Raw genomic sequence first — 17489 nt, forward strand, 5'->3', positions numbered from 1 at the left:
AGGAGGAAAATAGCATGGGAATTGGCCGTGTAACTCAAGTTATGGGTCCTGTAATTGATGTTCGATTTGAACATAACGAAGTTCCTAAAATTAATAACGCCTTGGTTATTGATGTGCCTAAAGAAGAAGGTACAATACAACTAACATTAGAAGTTGCGCTGCAATTAGGTGACGACGTTGTTCGTACAATTGCGATGGATTCAACTGATGGTGTTCAAAGAGGCATGGATGTAAAAGATACAGGCAAAGAAATTAGTGTACCTGTTGGTGACGAAACATTAGGTCGTGTATTTAATGTACTAGGTGAAACAATTGACCTTAAAGAAGAAATTAGTAAGTCTGTTCGCCGCGATCCTATCCATCGTCAAGCACCAGCATTCGATGAACTTTCAACAGAAGTTCAAATTTTAGAAACAGGTATTAAAGTAGTAGATTTACTAGCACCTTATATTAAAGGTGGTAAAATCGGATTGTTCGGTGGTGCCGGTGTAGGTAAAACAGTATTAATCCAAGAATTAATTAACAACATCGCTCAAGAGCACGGTGGTATTTCTGTATTCGCCGGTGTAGGTGAACGTACTCGTGAAGGTAACGATTTATACTTCGAAATGAGTGACAGTGGTGTAATTAAGAAAACAGCCATGGTATTCGGACAAATGAATGAGCCACCTGGTGCACGTATGCGTGTTGCATTATCTGGTTTAACAATGGCTGAATATTTCCGTGACGAACAAGGTCAAGACGTATTATTATTCATCGATAACATTTTCAGATTTACACAAGCTGGTTCTGAGGTATCTGCATTATTAGGTCGTATGCCTTCTGCAGTAGGTTACCAACCAACACTTGCTACTGAAATGGGACAATTACAAGAACGTATTACGTCTACAACAAAAGGATCAGTTACTTCTATTCAAGCGGTATTCGTACCTGCCGATGACTATACTGACCCAGCGCCAGCGACAGCGTTTGCCCATTTAGATGCAACTACAAACTTAGAACGTAAATTAACTGAAATGGGTATTTATCCAGCCGTGGATCCATTAGCGTCTACATCAAGAGCATTGGAACCATCAATTGTAGGTCAAGAACATTATGAAGTAGCTCGTGATGTACAATCAACACTTCAAAAATACCGTGAATTACAAGATATCATTGCTATCTTAGGTATGGACGAATTATCTGATGAAGATAAACAAACAGTTGAACGCGCACGTAGAATTCAATTCTTCTTATCTCAAAACTTCCACGTAGCGGAACAATTTACTGGTCAAAAAGGTTCTTATGTACCTGTTAAGACAACAGTTGCAAACTTTAAAGATATCTTAGATGGTAAATATGACCATATTCCAGAAGATGCATTCCGTTTAGTTGGTAGCATGGATGATGTTATTGCAAAAGCTAAAGATATGGGTGTTGAAGTATAACAATTAGGAGGAATGGATAATGAATACATTAAACCTAGATATTGTCACTCCTAATGGTTCTGTTTACAATCGTGATAATGTTGAACTCGTTGTTATGCAAACAACAGCTGGTGAGATAGGTGTCATGAGTGGACATATTCCAACTGTAGCTGCTTTAAAAACAGGCTTTGTAAAAGTGAAATTTCACGATGGAACTGAATATATTGCTGTAAGCGATGGCTTTGTTGAAGTTAGAAAAGATAAAGTTTCAATCATTGTTCAGACTGCAGAAACTGCAAGAGAAATTGATGTTGAAAGAGCTAAATTAGCCAAAGCAAGAGCAGAGTCTCACTTGGAAAATGATGACGACAATACTGATATTCATAGAGCCGAAAGAGCTTTAGAGAGAGCAAATAACCGTTTGCGTGTGGCTGAATTAAAATAGTAAATAAAGGGTCGAAGATGTGATTTCATATCTTCGACCCTTTTTTGAATTATATTGATTTAAAGATACAAAACATGAGAGGGCGGGAGGAATTGATAAAGAACCATTAAAGATTTATGATGTAGTGTTCTTTATCATTAAACACAGCTAATGTGTATTTAAAAATAGGAATGGGAGTGGGACAGAAATGATATTTTCGCAAAATTTATTTCGTCGTCCCACCCCAACTTGCATTGTCTGTAGAAATTGGTGTTCCAATTTCTCTGTGTTGGGGCCCCGTCAACTACTACTAAATACAACACTATAGAGTCTAGACATTGATTTATGTCCGACTCTCAAGAATAGTTTTACTTTTTACAATCGCTAATAGATTGCTAAAATCAAAATTTCCTTTCAGCACTACCTACAGTCGACATTTCATTTTTTGAAAGTAGCTACATTTTTTCATGCCAAGATACTTTATAGTTATGATATTTATGCAAAAAGAATTATATAGCAAGTTAGCTTAAACATTACTAAAAACGGGTATTAAACTTTGTATCATTATTTAAATTTTTCATGTACAATGTAATACAGTAATCTTATGAGGTGATAAAATGGATTATATCGGACAATATGCAGTTATCCATTTAGTGTTACATGTTGTATGTATTTGCATTGCCTATTGGGCTTTACAATCAATTAGATTAGATCAATTTTTTAAAAAAGGATACGCCACTCAATTACAAGTGTGTATGATATTTGTTGCTATTTTATTAGGCACTGCAGTAAGCAATTTTATTGTAGATTTGTTACAATACTCGACGCAGGTAAAATATTTAATAAAATAAGTCTAACTCTATGATTTGTAATCAAAACTAGATATAATTAAATAATGACTTAAAATAATTTTAAAATAGGGAAATGTAAAGTAATAGGAGTTCTAAGTGGAGGATTTACGATGGATAAAATAGTAATCAAAGGTGGAAATAAATTAACGGGTGAAGTTAAAGTAGAAGGTGCTAAAAATGCTGTATTACCAATATTGACAGCATCTTTATTAGCTTCTGATAAACCGAGCAAATTAGTTAATGTTCCAGCTTTAAGTGATGTAGAAACAATAAATAATGTATTAACAACCTTAAATGCTGACGTTACATACAAAAAGGACGAAAATGCTGTTGTCGTTGATGCAACAAAGACTCTAAATGAAGAGGCACCATATGAATATGTTAGTAAAATGCGTGCAAGTATTTTAGTTATGGGACCTCTTTTAGCAAGACTAGGACATGCTATTGTTGCATTGCCTGGTGGTTGTGCAATTGGAAGTAGACCGATTGAGCAACACATTAAAGGTTTTGAAGCTTTAGGCGCAGAAATTCATCTTGAAAATGGTAATATTTATGCTAATGCTAAAGATGGATTAAAAGGTACATCAATTCATTTAGATTTTCCAAGTGTAGGAGCAACACAAAATATTATTATGGCAGCATCATTAGCTAAGGGTAAGACTTTAATTGAAAATGCAGCTAAAGAACCTGAAATTGTCGATTTAGCAAACTACATTAATGAAATGGGCGGTAGAATTACTGGTGCTGGTACAGACACAATTACAATCAATGGTGTAGAATCATTACATGGTGTAGAACATGCTATCATTCCAGATAGAATTGAAGCAGGCACATTACTAATCGCTGGTGCCATTACTCGTGGCGATATTTTTGTACGTGGTGCAATCAAAGAACATATGGCTAGTTTAGTGTATAAATTAGAAGAAATGGGCGTTGAATTGGACTATCAAGAAGATGGGATTCGTGTAAGAGCTGAAGGAGATTTACAGCCTGTTGACATCAAAACATTACCGCATCCTGGATTCCCAACGGATATGCAGTCGCAAATGATGGCATTATTATTAACAGCAAACGGACATAAAGTAGTAACTGAAACTGTATTTGAAAATCGTTTTATGCATGTTTCAGAGTTCAAACGTATGAACGCGAATATCAATGTTGAAGGTCGCAGTGCAAAACTTGAAGGCAAAAGTCAATTGCAAGGAGCGCAAGTTAAAGCGACTGATTTAAGAGCAGCAGCGGCCTTAATTTTAGCTGGATTAGTTGCTGATGGTAAAACAAGTGTCACTGAATTGAATCATTTAGATAGAGGATATGTTGACTTACATGGCAAATTGAAGCAATTAGGTGCAGACATTGAACGTATTAACGATTAATTCTGTAAATTAATATAATGGAGGATTTCAACCATGGAAACAATTTTTGATTATAACCAAATTAAACAAATTATACCTCACAGACAACCATTTTTATTAATTGATAAAGTTGTTGAATATGAAGAAGGTCAAAGATGCGTAGCAATTAAACAAGTATCAGGCAACGAACCATTCTTTCAAGGACATTTTCCAGAGTATGCGGTAATGCCAGGTGTATTAATTACTGAAGCATTGGCTCAAACAGGTGCGGTAGCTATTTTAAATAGTGAAGAAAATAAAGGTAAAATCGCTTTATTTGCTGGTATTGATAAATGTCGTTTTAAACGTCAAGTAGTACCTGGTGATACTTTAACGTTGGAAGTAGAAATCACTAAAATTAAAGGGCCAATCGGTAAAGGTAATGCTAAAGCTACTGTCGATGGTCAACTTGCTTGTAGTTGTGAACTTACATTTGCAATTCAAGATGTAAAATAAAACAAAAAACATTCAAAGATTAATGCGTTGGCATAATCTTTGAATGTTTTTTATTTTACTCTTCTAATTTTTCATCCTTTAACTTTGGTTTAGACTGCATCATTCGATTAAATGATTTTTTTAATTCTTCACCAGATAATCCATCATCAATAAGTTGTTCTAATAAGCTTTCTGCATACTGTTGACGTAAAGTGTAAATATGACATTCAAATACGATAGACATTGTTGTTTTAAAATTTTTAATACTTTTCACAGTAGATTCAAATAAAGCTGGATCATTGGCTGGACGCGTGATTACGACACGAATATCCAATAACTGTTCATTGTCTTGATATTCCCTAAATGTTTCATAATGCTCATTAGAAATGACAATTTCAAGCAACCAACCCGTGCCACTTTCCTCTTTATTAATTATTACGCCATCTTCTAATTCATATTCTATAATTCTGCCGTGTTCATTCACAATTTGAAACCTTACTGCTTTAAAAGTTTTCATATTCCCACATCCCATTAGTTTAATATTTATGATTTTTGAATTATTTAGAAGATTTAAGGTCATTTCATGACTAATTTCTTTAAATATAACAAATAACGAGATGCTATAGCTATTAATTATATAAAATTTGCCATTTTGACCATTTTCAAGCTAGTAATTAAGATATAGGCATAGGAGGTGAATCACACACTACATGCTAAATAAAATCGTAATTGTCGGGAGACTGACGAAAGACGCACAAATATTTGAAAAGGAGGATAGAAAAATTGCAACGTTTTGTGTTGCAACGCACCGAAATTATAAAGATGAAAATAGAGAAATCGTCTGTGATTACTTATTCTGTAAAGCATTTGGCAAGTTAGCTTCTAATATAGAAAAATATACTAATCAAGGTACATTGGTTGGTATAACTGGTCAAATGAGATCAAGAAAGTATGATAAATACGGACAAACACACTTTGTCACTGAATTATATGTTGAAACTATAAAATTTATGTCCCCTAAATCCCAAAATAATGAAATTCTCTCAGATAGTATTTTAGATATTGACTCTCAAAATATAGATAATCATGACTTATTAGAAATTTAAATCCAATTATCCTAAACATCCTTAATATACATTTAATCCATCCTAAATTTTTTATAGATCTAATTAACTTGAAATATACTCACTTAAAAACGACTTACATGACTAGTACTGTTGTGTAGGTCGTCTTTTTGTGTAGTTTTTCTAATAGAAAATAGACATAGATTGCAAAACGATTACATAAAAAATTGCAAATGAAAAACATTTATACTGTCATGACAATTCTCGATAGAATCATATCTGAAATTATGGGGGATTTCGTTGTAATCACTGTGTAAAAAACATGGCTATTTTTTTATTTTGTTGTAACCTGCACGGATTTTACAGATGTTACAGTAGTCTCTGTAAAACTTTTAGAGAAACAAATTACTTGTAGGAGGATTTTAAGATTATGAAGAAAACATTACTCGCATCATCATTAGCAGTAGGTTTAGGAATCGTAGCAGGAAATGCAGGTCACGAAGCCCATGCAAGTGAAGCGGACTTAAATAAAGCATCTTTAGCGCAAATGGCGCAATCAAATGATCAAACATTAAATCAAAAACCAATTGAAGCTGGCGCTTATAATTATACATTTGACTATGAAGGGTTTACTTATCACTTTGAATCAGATGGTACATACTTTGCTTGGAATTACCATGCAACAGGTGCTAATGGAGCAGACATGAGTGCACAAGCACCTGCAACTAATAATGTTGCACCATCAGCTGATCAAGCTAATCAAGTACAATCACAAGAAGTTGAAGCACCACAAAATGCTCAAACTCAGCAACCACAAGCATCAACATCAAACAATTCACAAGTTACTGCAACACCAACTGAATCAAAAGCATCAGAAGGTTCATCAGTAAATGTGAATGATCATCTAAAACAAATTGCTCAACGTGAATCAGGTGGCAATATTCATGCTGTAAATCCAACATCAGGTGCAGCTGGTAAGTATCAATTCTTACAATCAACTTGGGATTCAGTAGCACCTGCTAAATATAAAGGTGTATCACCAGCAAATGCTCCTGAAAGTGTTCAAGATGCCGCAGCAGTAAAACTATATAACACTGGTGGCGCTGGACATTGGGTTACTGCATAAGCCATTTATGCATAGCTAACCAATAGTTATATAAGTAACTTTTAGATTGGAATATATCGGGGAATTCTCGATATGTTCCGGTCTTTTTTATTTCGCAAATATATATGTCATTATATAATTATTATTTAAAGATAATAATACAACTGAGCAACAATAATTGAAAATGTTGAAACCGTTTGCTAAGATTAATTTGCAATTGAATACTAAGGAACTACTAGGGGAGCCTAATGATATGGCTGAGATGAATTGTTCAGACCCTTATGACCTGATTTGGTTAGTACCAACGTAGGAAAGTAGTTATTGAAGTGATGGGGCTAGTATAGCAACATTGCCATCAAACTACTTTCATGTTGGAAGTAGTTTTTTTATTTAGGGAGGATTTTTACAATGGAATTTTCACAAAAATTGTACCAAGCTGCAAAGCCAATCATTAATGATATTTATGAGGATGACTTTATTCAAAAAATGTTATTAGGCAATATACAAGCTGATGCATTACGTCATTATTTACAAGCTGATGCAGCTTATTTAAAAGAATTCACAAACTTATATGCTTTGTTAATTCCAAAAATGAATAGCATGAATGACGTAAAATTTTTAGTAGAGCAAATAGAATTTATGGTTGAAGGTGAAGTACTTGCGCATGATATTTTAGCGCAAATTGTTGGTGAATCATACGAAGAAATCATTAAAACAAAAGTTTGGCCTCCATGTGGCGACCATTACATAAAACATATGTATTTCCAAGCGTATAGTCGTGAAAATGCTATTTATACAATTGCTGCAATGGCACCTTGCCCATATATTTATGCAGAATTAGCTAAGCGCTCTCAAAGTGATCATAAGCTTAATAAAGAAAAAGATACGGCAAAATGGTTTGATTTTTATAGTACTGAAATGGATGACATAATTAACGTATTTGAGGCATTAATGAATAAATTAGCCGAATCAATGTCTGACAAGGAATTGGAACAAGTAAAGCAAGTATTTTTAGAAAGTTGCATACATGAGCGTCGATTTTTCAATATGGCTATGACACTAGAACAATGGGAATTTGGAGGAAAAGTAAATGATTAAACCTAAAATAGCATTAACCATTGCAGGTACTGATCCAACAGGTGGTGCCGGCGTAATGGCTGATTTAAAATCATTTCATTCATGTGGTGTATATGGTATGGGCGTCGTTACAAGTATTGTTGCTCAAAATACATTGGGCGTACAACATATTCATAATTTAAATCATCAATGGGTAGATGAACAACTTGATAGTGTCTTCAATGATACCTTACCGCATGCTATTAAAACGGGGATGATTGCTACAGCAGATACTATGGAAACGATTCGTCATTATTTAATGCAACATGAATCTATTCCGTATGTAATTGATCCTGTTATGTTGGCGAAAAGCGGTGATTCATTAATGGATAATGACACAAAGCAAAACTTGCAGCATACGTTATTGCCATTAGCTGATGTAGTAACACCGAATTTACCAGAAGCTGAAGAAATAACGGGACTAGCCATTGATAGTGAAGAAAAAATTATGCAGGCTGGCCGCATCTTTATTAATGAGATTGGTAGTAAAGGTGTCATCATTAAAGGCGGTCATTCAAATGATACTGATATAGCAAAAGATTATTTATTTACTAAAGAAGTTGTTCAAACATTTGAAAATGAACGATTTAAAACAAAACATACGCATGGAACAGGGTGTACATTTTCAGCAGTTATAACGGCAGAACTTGCAAAAGGTAGACCATTATTTGAGGCTGTATACAAGGCTAAAAAGTTTATTTCAATGAGTATACAATATACGCCTGAAATCGGCCGTGGTAGAGGTCCAGTGAATCATTTTGCATATTTAAAGAAAGAGGGATTAGACGATGAATTATCTAAATAAAATACGTATTGAAAACCCATTAACAATTTGTTATACAAACGATGTAGTTAAAAATTTTACAGCGAATGGTTTATTAAGTATTGGTGCGAGCCCTGCCATGAGTGAAGCTCCCGAAGAAGCTGAAGAATTTTACAAAGTTGCACAAGCGCTATTAATCAATATCGGTACTTTAACAGCACAAAATGAACAAGATATTATTGCGATTGCTCAAACGGCAAATGAGGCAGGCTTACCTATTGTATTTGACCCTGTAGCTGTTGGTGCTTCTACATATCGAAAGCAATTTTGTAAATTATTATTGAAATCAACGAAAGTATCAGTAATTAAAGGCAATGCATCTGAAATATTAGCGTTGATTGATGATACAGCAACTATGAAAGGTACAGATAGTGATGCTAATCTTGATGCGGTTGCAATAGCGAAAAAGGCTTACGCAATATTTAAAACTGCAATAGTAATCACAGGTGAAGAGGACGTTATTGTTCAAGGTGATAAAGCCATTGTATTAGCTAATGGATCTCCATTATTAGCACGAGTAACTGGAGCTGGTTGTTTATTAGGAGGCGTTATTGCTGGATTTTTATTTAGAGAAACAGAACCTGACATAGAAGCGTTAATTGAAGCGGTAAGCGTATTTAATATTGCTGCTGAGGTAGCTGCTGAAAATGAAAATTGTGGTGGTCCTGGTACGTTTTCACCATTATTGCTTGATACGTTATATCATTTAAATGAAACAACCTATCAACAACGGATTCGCATTCAAGAGGTGGAATAATATGTTTAACCAATCGTATCTAAATGTGTATTTTATTTGTGGAACCTCCGATGTTCCGAGTCATCGAACTATTCATGAAGTATTAGAAGCAGCATTAAAGGCAGGGATTACACTTTTCCAATTTCGAGAAAAGGGTGAATCAGCTTTAAAAGGAAACGATAAACTTGTATTAGCTAAAGAATTACAGCATCTCTGTCATCAATATGATGTGCCTTTTATCGTTAATGATGAAGTATCCTTGGCAAAAGAAATTAACGCGGATGGTATACATGTCGGTCAAGATGATGCGAAAGTCAAAGAGATAGCACAATATTTCACTGATAAAATTATTGGACTTAGTATTAGTGATTTAGATGAGTATGCAAAATCTGATTTGACGCATGTTGATTATATAGGTGTTGGACCAATATATCCTACGCCGTCGAAGCATGACGCGCATACACCAGTAGGTCCAGAAATGATTGCAACATTTAAAGAAATGAATCCGCAACTACCGATTGTAGCTATTGGCGGTATAAATACTAGTAACGTGGCGCCGATTGTAGAAGCAGGTGCCAATGGAATTTCAGTCATTTCAGCCATTTCTAAAAGTGAAAATATTGAAAAGACTGTTAATCGATTCAAAGATTTTTTTAATAATTAGTTAAATTTTTCCACTTATTGTTTCATACGTACTCATTAATGTGATAGAATAAATCCTATGTGAATATAATGATAGAGGTGGAAAAATGAAGAAAAAAGCGTTACTACCATTATTTTTAGGTATTATGGTCTTTTTGGCTGGTTGTGACTATTCTAAACCTGAAAAACGTAGTGGGTTTTTCTACAATACATTCGTAGATCCAATGAAAAATGTATTGGATTGGTTGGGAAATAACTTATTAAACGACAATTATGGTTTAGCTATTATTATCCTTGTATTGGTAATTCGTATTATTTTATTACCATTCATGTTGTCAAACTATAAAAATAGTCATATGATGCGTCAAAAAATGAAAGTTGCAAAGCCAGAAGTTGAAAAAATTCAAGAAAAAGTGAAACGTGCGCGTACACAAGAAGAAAAAATGGCTGCAAACCAAGAATTAATGCAAGTATATAAAAAGTATGACATGAACCCGATTAAGAGTATGTTGGGTTGTTTACCAATGCTAATCCAATTGCCAATCATCATGGGATTATACTTTGTACTTAAAGACCAACTTGTAGATGGTTTGTTTAAATATCCACACTTCTTATGGTTCGATTTAGGACGTCCTGATATTTGGATTACAATTATTGCCGGTGTTTTATACTTTATCCAAGCATATGTATCAAGTAAAACGATGCCAGACGAACAACGTCAAATGGGTTACATGATGATGGTCATTTCACCAATTATGATTATCTGGATTTCATTAAGCTCGGCATCAGCACTTGGTTTGTACTGGTCAGTCAGTGCGGCGTTCCTTGTAGTTCAAACACACTTTGCGAACATTTATTATGAAAAAGTCGCTAAAAAAGAAGTACAGCCTTTCATTGAAGCGTATGAAAGAGAGCACAACGGCGGCAGCAATAAAAAAGGCAAAAACACACAAGTAGTGTCTAAAAAGAAAAAGAAATAACCTTAGCAAGTCCAAATAATGTGCCCCCTAAAAGTTGAAGATAATTTTAACTTTATAGGGCGCACATTATTTTTCGCTTCAATAGCGAAACTTAGTGTCACATTATACAACGTGTGATAAATAGAAACAGCAGTAAGATGATTTCAAATGTGAAAGTCATCCTACTGCTGTTTTTATTTGAAATAATATTAACGAGATTTCAGTATGTAAAAAGAGGTTAATAACAGAGTAGCCTCTCTTCATTGCAATGTCATCTTGACACAATGATTCATCAGTGTAGCAATATATGTCGCAACATTTCCACAGCAATTCACTAATACATGTAACAGTGTGAAATAATAACGTCACAACGGCATAATACACATTGCAACGTCCCAACAACATATCATAGAATCGTAACGGCATGGCATCAACACTAAACCGGGCTCTAACACCATAACACCACAACGTCGCATCGTAGCACCAGCACATCAAAGTAACATGGCATCAACATCAAGCTCCCACAACAACATGCTATTTCATGGCATCATCATACTACAAATCCAATGTCTAGTCGTGATAATTCCATTCCGTAAAAAACTGTTTCAAGTACATCATCATAAAGTCGTGACGTTCTTTAGCAATCATCTTCGCCGTATCTGTATGCATTAAAGATTCTAACTTAAGTAATTTTTCAAAGAAATGTTTAATTGCAGATGGTGGCAACTGTTCAACTAAATCATCATTAATCTTATCTAGTGACATTTGTTCTGTCCACATAGGTTCACCAAAGTGTCCTGCAAATTGAAATGTTCGTGCAACACCTATAGCGCCTATAGCATCAAGACGATCTGCATCCCTGACAATTTGACCTTCTAAAGATAAAGTAACATGATCGTTTTTACCATTGCGATAGCTCATATTATTAATAATAAATAAAATGTGCTCTTGATCTTCGGTTGATAGTGATAAAGAAGATAAAAATGACTTCAATTCAACATATTGTATGTTAGCATCTACAACTTTTTCGTCAACGGTATCATGAAGCAAACATGCGAGTTCAATGACTAAAGTATCATTAACACCTTCATTTTCAGCGATTGATTTAGCTAAAGCAGTGACACGATATACATGCGCAATATCATGGCCTGTAAAATCATTTTGATGAATAGATTCCATATATTGTTTGGCTGCACTAATGATGTCTGATTGTTGCATTAAAGTTACACTCCCCATATTTCTATTTTATAAGATAGGTGACAATAATTGTGAAATACCTTCTTTAAATTTAATCCAAAGACTTCGATTAGCATAACGTGCTTTTGTTAATTCAGAAGATACTGCTAAATCATCTATAAAAGCTTGTTTTAATTTTTTGGCAATTTGTTGGTCATAAATAAAGGCGTTGACTTCGAAATTCAATGTGAAACTGCGATGGTCCATATTAGCTGTTCCAACACTTGCAATTTCATCATCTATAACAAGTGTTTTTGAGTGTAAAAAGCCATTGTCATAGTGAAATACTTTAACACCGGCATCTAATAAGGATGCTGCATTTTTTAAAGTAGCCCAAAAAACAAACGGATGGTCAGGTTTATTAGGAATCATGATATTGACATCAACACCGCCTAATGCCGCAATTTTAATAGAATCTAAAAAGGCTTGATCAGGTATGAAATAGGGAGATTGAATATAAATCGATTTTTTAGCAGTTGAAATCATTTTCAAGTAACCATATTTAATCTGTTCCCATTCTTCGTCAGGACCACTAGACGCTATTTGAACGCCAATTGTTCCGCCAGAATTTACATCTGGGAAATAACGATCATCATAGGAGATGTGGTCACGTGTGGCTTGTGAATTCCAATCTAGAATAAATCGTAATTGCAATGCATTCACTGCATCCCCGACAATTCGTAAATGCGTATCTCGCCAATAGCCGAATTTTTTTGATTTACCTAAGTACTCATCACCAACATTAAAACCACCAACATATCCAATTTGTCCATCTATTACAACAATTTTTCGATGGTTTCGATTGTTCATACGCAAGTTAATTAAAGGTAATTTTGATGGGAAAAATGCTTCAGCATGTCCACCTTTATTGCGAAACGGGCGTAAGCCTTTTTTACGCAGTCCACGAGAACCCATGTCATCATAAAGAATTTTAACTTCTACACCTTGTTCCGCTTTTTTACCAAGTTCGTTTAAAATGGTACGACCTAATTCATCATTTTGAATAATGTAGTACTGAAAATGAATATAATCAGTAGCATTACGGATGTCTTGTATTAAGTCATCAAATTTTTCTTGGCCGTCTGTGTATACTTTTAAATCGTTGTCTGTTGTTAAAAATGCTGCGTTATTATATAACAACATTTGAATCATTTCTTTGAATTTTACAATTTGATAATTGGAATTTGAAAAGTTTTCATTTTTTAAAGCGGCTAATTGCTCATCAACAATTAACTCTAATCCTTTTTTATCTTCCTTATCAATTTTGAAAATTTGGTCACGTTGAATTTGTCGTCCTAATAGTAAGTATAAAATGAAGCCGAATAAAGGCAAGAAAACTAAGACTAGTAACCAAGCCCAGATAGAATTGGCAGAACGTCTTTCCATGAAAATAATGGTAAAGGCGAATAATAAGTTTAAAATAAATGCACCAATAAATATTGAATTTAAAATAATATTAGAATGCTTGAGTGCAATGGATAATAACTCTATCATTTGAAACCTCCCATCGAAAATCTTAAACGAGTAGTATATCTTATTAATTGTATCATGAAGCAATTTAAATATCATGACAATTTAGTTTGAAAAACACACTTTGTGTTGACGTTGTGTTTTATGGGATATAGTATAGTAAGGAATGTAAATGAAGGAGTGAATGCTATGACTGAACAAGATAATGCACATCATTCTGAACAAATAAAAACGAATCTTAAATCACGTTTAAATCGAATTGAAGGACAAGTGAAAGCGATTAATCGCATGATTGAAGAAGATGTCTATTGTGATGATGTCCTTACGCAAATAAGAGCGACACGTTCGGCATTAAACAGTGTTGCGATAAAGTTATTAGAACAACATATGAAAAGTTGTATTATGAATAAAGTTAATCAAGGTGCTCAGGAAGAGGCAATGGAAGAGTTATTAGTGACTTTTCAAAAATTGATTAAAGACTAAAGGAGTTTAAGATGATACATCAAAATACGATTTACACAGCGGGAATTGAAACAAAAGAACAAGTAAGTCAATTGACAGAACGCATTTCAAATATGATAGGTGTTCATCAAGTGAATATTAATATAATTGATGGTCAAGTAACGGTATCGTATGAGACACCAGCAAATTTGAATAGTATTGAAAAAGAAATCTATGATGAAGGATACAAAATTGTATTTTAGGGTATAATGTAGAGTGCGCTATAGATTTTAATTTTGAAAATAAATTAAAAATTTTGTAAATGATGTAGTAAAGGTATGTCGAATAGGGTAAGATAATATAGAAAGCGATCCAAACGAGGTGATAATAATGAAACGTCCTGAAAAGATTCAAAATGTAGTCAAACTATTGTCATCATTAGGTGTGAATATTAAAAAAACTAAATCTCGTTTAGACATTATTAATACTTTGCCAGCATCTAATAAAGTAAGTCACGAATTAAAATAATTGACTGTGATTGTGAATCACACACCGTTAAAGCTATCGTCGGACTATTCGATGATAGTTTTTTTGACTGGATTTACTAAAATGAAAGCAAGTACTATATAACAAAATCCCTCTTTAGAGTGTACATTTTACAATGTGTACTTCAAAGAGGGATTGTTATTATCGAGTAATATCTATATATGACATTTTAAATCGACGACATAAATAGACTATGTAACGTCGTCTTGAAAAGTTATGATATTTGAAACTCAAAATAGTTTAAATTAATTACTTTTTGGATGGTATAAATCTACATAACGTTTTGGTTCATGATAATAAATTGATAAGACTATACCTATTCCAGTCATCATACTCCATAGCGCACTACCACCATAACTAATAAATGGTAATGGAATACCAGTGATTGGTAACAACTGAATTGTCATACCAATATTTTGTAAAATATGGAACACAAGTAAAGTGACGAAACCAACGATAAAGATTTTGTTAAATTGATCTTCAATTTTCGCAGCTAATCTTATTAGATGGAAGATTAAAAATAAAAATATTAAGATCAATATGACAGAACCGATAAAACCAAGTTCCTCTCCAATCACTGAAAAGATAAAGTCAGTATGATTTTCAGGTATATAAACCTCACCGTGATTGTATCCTTTACCTAGTAACTGCCCAGAACCGATAGCTTTAAGTGATTCAGTTAAATGATAGCCATCACCACTACTATATGTATAGGGGTCAAGCCATGAATTGATTCGTCCCATTTGATACAGTTGGACACCTAATAAATTTTCAATTAATGCGGGTGCATATAGAATACCTAAAATGACTGTCATTGCACCAACAATACCTGTAATGAAGATAGGTGCTAAGATACGCCATGTTATACCACTTACTAACATCACACCTGCAATAATTGCAGCTAATACTAATGTAGTTCCTAGGTCATTTTGCAGTAATATTAAAATACTTGGTACTAACGAGACACCAATAATTTTGAAAAATAATAACAAATCACTTTGGAATGATTTATTGAATGTGAATTGATTATGTCTAGAAACGACACGCGCTAATGCTAAAATTAAAATAATTTTCATGAATTCAGATGGCTGAATACTGATAGGGCCAAACGTGTACCAACTTTTGGCACCATTGATAATAGGTGTAATAGGTGACTCAGGAATAACGAGCAAGCCTATTAATAATAGACAGATTAAGAAATACAATAAATATGTATAATGTTTAATCTTTTTAGGTGAAATAAACATGATGATACCTGCAAAAATTGCACCTAAAATGTAATAAAAAATTTGTCTGATACCAAAATTAGCACTGTATTGACCACCGCCCATTGCCGAGTTAATAAGCAGAACACTGAAAATTGCTAAAACAGCTATAGTGGCTACTAATACCCAGTCTACTTTGCGAAGCCAATGCTTATCCGGCTGTTGACGAGATGAATAATTCATTGCAAACTCCTTTTATACTCACTAATGTTTATATCAATTTTACATGACTTTTTAAAAATTAGCTAGAATATCACAGTGATATCAGCTATAGATTTCAATTTGAATTAGGAATAAAATAGAAGGGAATATTGTTCTGATTATAAATGAATCAACATAGATACAGACACATAACGCCTCGTTTTTAAAATGCAAAATAGCATTAAAATGTGATACTATTAAGATTCAAAGATGCGAATAAATCATTTAACAATTGGACTAAATCAATATTAATTTATATTAAGGTAGCAAACCCTGATATATCATTGGAGGAAAACGAAATGACAAAAGAAAATATTTGTATCGTTTTTGGAGGGAAAAGTGCAGAACACGAAGTATCGATTCTGACAGCACAAAATGTATTAAATGCAATAGATAAAGACAAATATCATGTTGATATCATTTATATTACCAATGATGGTGATTGGAGAAAGCAAAATAATATTACAACTGAAATTAAATCTACTGATGAGCTTCATTTAGAAAATGGAGAGGCGCTTGAGATTTCACAGCTATTGAAAGAAAGTAGTTCAGGACAACCATACGATGCAGTATTCCCATTATTACATGGTCCTAATGGTGAAGATGGCACGATTCAAGGACTTTTTGAAGTATTGGATGTACCATATGTAGGAAATGGTGTATTGTCAGCTGCAAGTTCTATGGACAAACTTGTAATGAAACAATTATTTGAACATCGAGGGTTACCACAGTTACCTTATATTAGTTTCTTACGTTCTGAATATGAAAAATATGAACATAACATTTTAAAATTAGTAAATGATAAATTAAATTACCCAGTCTTTGTTAAACCTGCTAACTTAGGGTCAAGTGTAGGTATTAGTAAATGTAATAATGAAGCGGAACTTAAAGAAGGTATTAAAGAAGCATTCCAATTTGACCGTAAGCTTGTTATTGAACAAGGCGTTAACGCACGTGAAATTGAAGTAGCAGTTTTAGGAAATGACTATCCTGAAGCGACATGGCCAGGTGAAGTCGTAAAAGATGTCGCGTTTTACGATTACAAATCGAAATATAAAGATGGTAAGGTTCAATTACAAATTCCAGCTGACTTAGACGAAGATGTTCAATTAACGCTTAGAAATATGGCATTAGAGGCATTCAAAGCGACAGATTGTTCTGGTTTAGTCCGTGCTGATTTCTTTGTAACAGAAGACAACCAAATATATATTAATGAAACAAATGCAATGCCTGGATTTACGGCTTTCAGTATGTATCCAAAATTATGGGAAAATATGGGCTTATCTTATCCAGAATTGATTACAAAACTTATCGAGCTTGCTAAAGAACGTCACCAGGATAAACAGAAAAATAAATACAAAATTGACTAACTGAG

20 protein-coding genes and 1 riboswitch are annotated in these 17489 nt (G+C 33.7%); of the genes, 16 read left to right on the forward strand and 4 right to left on the reverse strand.

What is annotated here, in order from left to right; genetic code table 11:
- Positions 1-14 precede the first annotated feature (14 nt).
- From atpD to fabZ, 5 genes are all read left to right on the forward strand, one after another.
- Positions 15-1427, forward strand: coding sequence for a F0F1 ATP synthase subunit beta (atpD, locus tag HMPREF2658_RS06770; RefSeq protein ID WP_070854276.1), 1413 nt, complete (start codon positions 15-17; stop codon positions 1425-1427).
- Positions 1428-1446: 19 nt separating this feature from the next.
- Positions 1447-1851: a F0F1 ATP synthase subunit epsilon gene (locus tag HMPREF2658_RS06775; RefSeq protein ID WP_001094394.1), complete on the forward strand. Its 405-nt coding sequence runs from the start codon at positions 1447-1449 to the stop codon at positions 1849-1851.
- 596 nt (positions 1852-2447) lie between these two features.
- Positions 2448-2681 carry a DUF1146 family protein gene (locus HMPREF2658_RS06785; RefSeq protein ID WP_000384523.1) on the forward strand — a complete coding sequence of 78 codons (234 nt, stop codon included), beginning with the start codon at positions 2448-2450 and terminating at the stop codon, positions 2679-2681.
- A 110-nt stretch (positions 2682-2791) separates the two neighbouring features.
- The gene (gene murA / locus HMPREF2658_RS06790; protein WP_000358005.1) at positions 2792-4057 is read left to right on the forward strand and encodes a UDP-N-acetylglucosamine 1-carboxyvinyltransferase; all 1266 of its coding nucleotides are present in this window, start codon (positions 2792-2794) and stop codon (positions 4055-4057) included.
- Positions 4058-4090: 33 nt separating this feature from the next.
- Positions 4091-4531, forward strand: coding sequence for a 3-hydroxyacyl-ACP dehydratase FabZ (fabZ, locus tag HMPREF2658_RS06795; RefSeq protein WP_000447678.1), 441 nt, complete (start codon positions 4091-4093; stop codon positions 4529-4531).
- Positions 4532-4586: 55 nt separating this feature from the next.
- On the opposite strand, the gene HMPREF2658_RS06800 is transcribed toward fabZ, so the two are convergent.
- The gene (locus HMPREF2658_RS06800; protein WP_000846751.1) at positions 4587-5027 is read right to left on the reverse strand and encodes a YwpF-like family protein; all 441 of its coding nucleotides are present in this window, start codon (positions 5025-5027) and stop codon (positions 4587-4589) included.
- Between the two features lie 193 nt (positions 5028-5220).
- Here HMPREF2658_RS06800 and HMPREF2658_RS06805 point away from each other — a divergent pair, with 193 nt between their 5' ends.
- From HMPREF2658_RS06805 to yidC, 7 genes are all read left to right on the forward strand, one after another.
- Complete coding sequence (locus HMPREF2658_RS06805; protein WP_070854279.1) at positions 5221-5616, forward strand: single-stranded DNA-binding protein; 396 nt, start codon at positions 5221-5223, stop codon at positions 5614-5616.
- A gap of 388 nt (positions 5617-6004) precedes the next feature.
- The gene (sceD, locus tag HMPREF2658_RS06810) at positions 6005-6700 is read left to right on the forward strand and encodes a lytic transglycosylase SceD (protein ID WP_000752011.1); all 696 of its coding nucleotides are present in this window, start codon (positions 6005-6007) and stop codon (positions 6698-6700) included.
- Positions 6701-6906: 206 nt separating this feature from the next.
- Positions 6907-7009, forward strand: a riboswitch (TPP riboswitch).
- A gap of 78 nt (positions 7010-7087) precedes the next feature.
- Positions 7088-7777, forward strand: coding sequence for a thiaminase II (gene tenA / locus HMPREF2658_RS06815; protein WP_000396063.1), 690 nt, complete (start codon positions 7088-7090; stop codon positions 7775-7777).
- Positions 7770-8600 (forward strand): bifunctional hydroxymethylpyrimidine kinase/phosphomethylpyrimidine kinase, encoded by an 831-nt coding sequence (thiD, locus tag HMPREF2658_RS06820; protein ID WP_000594950.1) that lies wholly within the window; start codon positions 7770-7772, stop codon positions 8598-8600. Before tenA ends, thiD begins: the two co-directional genes overlap by 8 nt.
- The gene (thiM, locus tag HMPREF2658_RS06825; protein ID WP_001108491.1) at positions 8584-9375 is read left to right on the forward strand and encodes a hydroxyethylthiazole kinase; all 792 of its coding nucleotides are present in this window, start codon (positions 8584-8586) and stop codon (positions 9373-9375) included. The genes thiD and thiM overlap by 17 nt, the downstream gene beginning before the upstream one ends.
- A gap of 1 nt (position 9376) precedes the next feature.
- Positions 9377-10018 carry a thiamine phosphate synthase gene (gene thiE / locus HMPREF2658_RS06830; RefSeq protein WP_000483162.1) on the forward strand — a complete coding sequence of 214 codons (642 nt, stop codon included), beginning with the start codon at positions 9377-9379 and terminating at the stop codon, positions 10016-10018.
- Positions 10019-10103: 85 nt separating this feature from the next.
- Positions 10104-10976, forward strand: a complete 873-nt coding sequence (gene yidC, locus HMPREF2658_RS06835; protein ID WP_000725802.1) for a membrane protein insertase YidC — start codon at positions 10104-10106, stop codon at positions 10974-10976.
- 549 nt (positions 10977-11525) lie between these two features.
- Here yidC and HMPREF2658_RS06840 read toward each other — a convergent pair.
- Both HMPREF2658_RS06840 and cls read right to left on the reverse strand, forming a co-directional pair.
- A complete protein-coding gene (locus tag HMPREF2658_RS06840; RefSeq protein WP_001187625.1) occupies positions 11526-12173 on the reverse strand; it encodes an HD domain-containing protein in 648 nt (215 codons plus the stop codon).
- A 27-nt stretch (positions 12174-12200) separates the two neighbouring features.
- Entirely contained in the window at positions 12201-13685 is a 1485-nt protein-coding gene (gene cls, locus HMPREF2658_RS06845; RefSeq protein ID WP_000571562.1) for a cardiolipin synthase, read from the reverse strand.
- Between the two features lie 165 nt (positions 13686-13850).
- On the opposite strand from cls, the gene csoR reads away from it, so the two are divergent.
- The 3 genes from csoR (at position 13851) to HMPREF2658_RS06860 (ending at position 14630) form a co-directional block, all read left to right on the forward strand.
- Positions 13851-14144, forward strand: coding sequence for a copper-sensing transcriptional repressor CsoR (gene csoR / locus HMPREF2658_RS06850; RefSeq protein ID WP_000138930.1), 294 nt, complete (start codon positions 13851-13853; stop codon positions 14142-14144).
- 11 nt (positions 14145-14155) lie between these two features.
- The gene (locus tag HMPREF2658_RS06855) at positions 14156-14365 is read left to right on the forward strand and encodes a putative copper chaperone CsoZ (RefSeq protein WP_000581795.1); all 210 of its coding nucleotides are present in this window, start codon (positions 14156-14158) and stop codon (positions 14363-14365) included.
- A 127-nt stretch (positions 14366-14492) separates the two neighbouring features.
- On the forward strand, positions 14493-14630 hold the full coding sequence (locus HMPREF2658_RS06860) for an Lmo0850 family protein (RefSeq protein WP_000828354.1): 138 nt from the start codon (positions 14493-14495) through the stop codon (positions 14628-14630).
- A gap of 263 nt (positions 14631-14893) precedes the next feature.
- Here HMPREF2658_RS06860 and HMPREF2658_RS06865 read toward each other — a convergent pair whose 3' ends face one another.
- Positions 14894-16096, reverse strand: coding sequence for an FtsW/RodA/SpoVE family cell cycle protein (locus HMPREF2658_RS06865; RefSeq protein ID WP_001109939.1), 1203 nt, complete (start codon positions 16094-16096; stop codon positions 14894-14896).
- Between the two features lie 317 nt (positions 16097-16413).
- On the opposite strand from HMPREF2658_RS06865, the gene HMPREF2658_RS06870 reads away from it, so the two are divergent.
- The gene (locus tag HMPREF2658_RS06870) at positions 16414-17484 is read left to right on the forward strand and encodes a D-alanine--D-alanine ligase (RefSeq protein WP_000159641.1); all 1071 of its coding nucleotides are present in this window, start codon (positions 16414-16416) and stop codon (positions 17482-17484) included.
- Positions 17485-17489: the final 5 nt, after the last annotated feature.

The sequence above is a fragment of the Staphylococcus sp. HMSC062H10 genome, assembly GCF_001836945.1.
Lineage (GTDB): Bacteria > Bacillota > Bacilli > Staphylococcales > Staphylococcaceae > Staphylococcus > Staphylococcus aureus.